The sequence below is a fragment of the Devosia sp. genome, from assembly GCF_036676215.1.
In the GTDB taxonomy this organism is placed as follows: Bacteria; Pseudomonadota; Alphaproteobacteria; order Rhizobiales; family Devosiaceae; genus Devosia.
This window is the reverse complement of sequence record NZ_JAKFDJ010000109.1, coordinates 1-3554: the sequence shown is the minus strand read 5'-3', so window position 1 is coordinate 3554 and position 3554 is coordinate 1. Positions and strand designations below refer to the sequence as shown.

Sequence of the window (3554 nt, the reverse complement as noted above, 5' to 3'; positions counted from 1 at the left end):
GGTCGCACCGACGTGCCGAAGATCGTCGACTGGTACATGGACGGCAAGATCCAGATCGATCCGATGATCACCCACGTCATGCCGCTGGAAGACATCAACAAGGCCTTCGACCTGATGCACGCCGGCGAGAGCATCCGCAGCGTGGTGGTGTTCTGACCCTCCAGTTCCCGAGACCGTAACGCCGGCGTGACGAGCTGGCGCTCTTCGGTATCAGATCATGCTTTTTTGAATGATACCGGTGTCAAAGGTAAAATCCTCTGCTAATGATACCGGTGTCAGACGCGTTGGAGCGAGTCTGGCGAACGGGTCCCAGCCGCGCAGATGATGCAGCGGGGCCAGAGGAAACGGGAGGGAACCCATGCCGATGCTGTTCGGAAACACCACTTCGCGCACCCTGCGCCTGACCGGCGCCTCGGCGATCGCCATGGCCGCGGCGCTCGGCGCCTCGCAGGTCCAGGCCCAGGACAAGGAAAGCACGGTCGACGAGATCGTGGTCACCGGCTTCCGCGCCAGCCTGGCCAGCGCCATCTCGGTCAAGAAGGCCGAGAACGACATCGTCGACGTCATCAACGCCGAGGACATCGCCGACTTCCCTGACCTGAACCTGGCCGAATCCCTGCAGCGGATCCCGGGCGTGGCCATCGATCGCGACGGGGGCGAGGGCCGCTCGATCACGGTGCGCGGGCTCTCCAACGATTTCACCCGGGTGCGGGTCAACGGGCTGGAGGCGCTGGCCACGACCGGTGGCAAGGACGGGTCGGGCGGCGCGAACCGCGGCCGTGGCTTCGACTTCCAGATCTTCGCCTCGGAGCTGTTCAATCGCATCACGGTGCGCAAGTCGCAGTCGGCCGAGACTGAGGAGGGCTCGCTGGGCGCAACGGTCGACCTGACCACGGCCAAGCCCTTTGACTATGGCGACTTCAACATGGCCGCCGGCGCCCAGTACGGCTACAACGACCTCTCCCAGGAATACGACCCGCGGGCCACCTTCCTGATCAGCGACACCTGGTTCGATGGCAAGCTAGGGGCGTTGTTCTCACTGGCCTACGCCACCCGCAACACCCTGGAGGAAGGCTCCTCCACCGGTCGCTGGGAAAGCCCGGCGACGCCGTCCAACTCCTCGGGCTGCTTCCAGACGCCAGGCCCCTGCAATGTGCCGGTCGGAACCTATTCCACGGTCAACCAGGCCTGGCACCCGCGCATCCCGCGCTATGGCCGGATGACCTATGACTGGGAGCGGATGGGGGCGACCCTGGCGGTCCAGTTCAAGCCGACCGACGCCACCACCATCACCGTGGACGGCCTGCTGGCCATCCTCGATGGCACCCGCCGCGAAAACTATCTGGAGGTCATCTCCTTCAGCCGGGCGGGACAGGGCAACCCCCAGACCGACGTGCGCAACGCCGTCATCGACTCCAAGGGGCACCTGACCTCGGCGACCTTCGACGACGTCGATATCCGCACCGAGGACCGCTATGACGAGCTGTCGACCGAGTTCAACCAGGCCTCGATCACCATCGCCCACGAGTTCAATGAGCGCTTCCGCGGGACCTTCATCTACGGCCAGTCGAAGTCGATCCAGCGCAACCCGGTCCAGACCACGATCTCGTTCGACCGCTACGACAGCGACAACTATTCCTACGACTACACCGACCAGAAGCTGCCGGTGTTCAACTACGGCTTCGACGTCACGGATGCGGCCAACTGGCGGTTCGGTACGACCAATGCGCTAGGCGACGCCTCGCTGATCCGCATGCGGCCGAACAAGACCATCAACGATCTGCAGAACGTCCGCGTCGACCTGGCCTTCGACCTGACCGACCAGATCAAGCTGAAGGGCGGCCTGCTCTTCAAGGACTACAATTTCGACACCAAGGAACAGCGCCGCTTTGTCACCGGCGGAATCACCGAAGGCGCCGTGGCGCTGCCGCCCGGCATCACCCTCGCCAGTCTCTCGAAGCTGGTCACCGGATTCGGGCGCAATCTCGACCTGGGCGCGGGCGGCACGCCGACCTCGTGGCTGTCGCCGGACCTGGAGAAGGTGGCGGCGGCGCTTGGCATCAACTGCGACTGCGTCAACCAGTACGGCGATTTCCGGCTGTCGGCGGCCAATCAGCGCGGCGCCAACCGCTCCGTGCGCGAGAAGGACCTGTCATTCTACATCCAGGCCGACTTCGACACCGAGATCGCCGGCATGCCGCTGCGCGGCAATGTGGGCGTGCGGCGGGCCAAGACCGACCAGATCTCGCGCGGCTTCGTCGGGACCAACTTCGTCACCGTGGTGCGCGACTATGCCGACACCCTGCCGTCCCTGAACCTGGTCCTGGAGCCCCGCGACAACATCTTCATCCGCTTCGGCGCCTCGAAGGTGATGTCGCGGCCGCAGCTTCCAAACCTGACGCCGGGGGGCTCGATCACCAATGCGTCCCAGACGCTGAATATCGGCAACCCGTTGCTGGAACCGATCCGCGCCAACACCTACGACCTGTCGTTCGAGTGGTATCCCGACTCCGAGACCCAGCTTACCCTCGGCCTGTTCCGCAAGGACTTGAAGAGCTACATCCAGTCTGCGGCCTCGACCATGCCGTTCCGCGAGACCGGCCTGCCGGCCAGCATCCTGTCGAACAACAACACGCTCGACACGATCTTCACCGTCACCCAGCAGCTGAACACCGAGGGCGGCAAGCTGGAAGGCTACGAGATCAGCCTGCAACGGCCTTTCACCTTCCTGCCGGCGCCGTTCGACAAGTTCGGCGGCATCGTCAACTACACCCACGTGAAGTCCGACATCGAATACATGACCAACGTCGCCACGGGCGCCACCGTCGTGCAGCCGCTGGTAGGGCTGTCGCCAAGCTCGTGGAACACCACCCTGTACTATGAGGCCGATCGCCTGACGGGTCGGGTCTCGGCCTCGTATCGGGAGGGCTATCTCTCCACGGTGCCGGGCGGCAACGGCAACGACGTGCGCGGCAAGCACAAGACCCTGAACGTCGACGTGGCCGCCACGTTCAAGCTGACCGATCAGGTGACCTTCACCTTCGAGGGGATCAACCTGACCGACGAGTTCGACGACCGCTGGATCTCGTCGACCCGCGAGAGCTCGGAGGAATACGTGCACACGGGCCGCCAGTACTATGTCGGCGTCCGCTACAAGTTCTAGGAGAGCCTGAGATGACGGCGGTCACGCGCCGGGGGGCGTTCGGAACCCTCGCGATCGGTGCGGCGACCGCCGCTCTCCCAGCCCTGGCCGCGCCCGCGCAGCGACCCTGGGCTCAAGGGCCTGAGGGGCAGCGCAAGGCCGATCTCGGGAACGGGACCTATCTCAATCCGATCCTGGCGGGCGACCATCCCGATCCTTCGATCCTGAAGGACGGCGCCGACTACTACATGACGTTCTCGACCTTCGACGCCTATCCGGGGCTGGTCATCTGGCGCTCCCGCGACCTGGTGAACTGGACCCCGGTGACCGCGGCGTTGAAGACCAATATCGGCTCGGTCTGGGCCCCGGAGCTGATCAAGCACGAGGGGCGGTTCTACATCTATATCCCGGC

At 64.6% G+C, this 3554-nt stretch carries 2 protein-coding genes and 1 pseudogene; all 3 read left to right on the top strand.

Annotated features, from left to right (window positions below):
* Positions 1 to 156: pseudogene (locus V6M52_RS10420) on the top strand (S-(hydroxymethyl)glutathione dehydrogenase); the annotation flags it as partial.
* Positions 157 to 358: 202 nt separating this feature from the next.
* The gene (locus V6M52_RS10415) at positions 359 to 3163 is read left to right on the top strand and encodes a TonB-dependent receptor (RefSeq protein ID WP_332700975.1); all 2805 of its coding nucleotides are present in this window, start codon (positions 359 to 361) and stop codon (positions 3161 to 3163) included.
* Between the two features lie 11 nt (positions 3164 to 3174).
* Positions 3175 to 3554: family 43 glycosylhydrolase (locus V6M52_RS10410; RefSeq protein ID WP_332700974.1), on the top strand; the 380-nt coding region annotated here is incomplete at its 3' end.

Coding starts and splice junctions, on each gene's coding strand:
- V6M52_RS10415 (WP_332700975.1), top strand. CDS start 359: ATGCCGATGCTGTTCGGAAACACCACTTCGCGCACCCTGCGCCTGACC.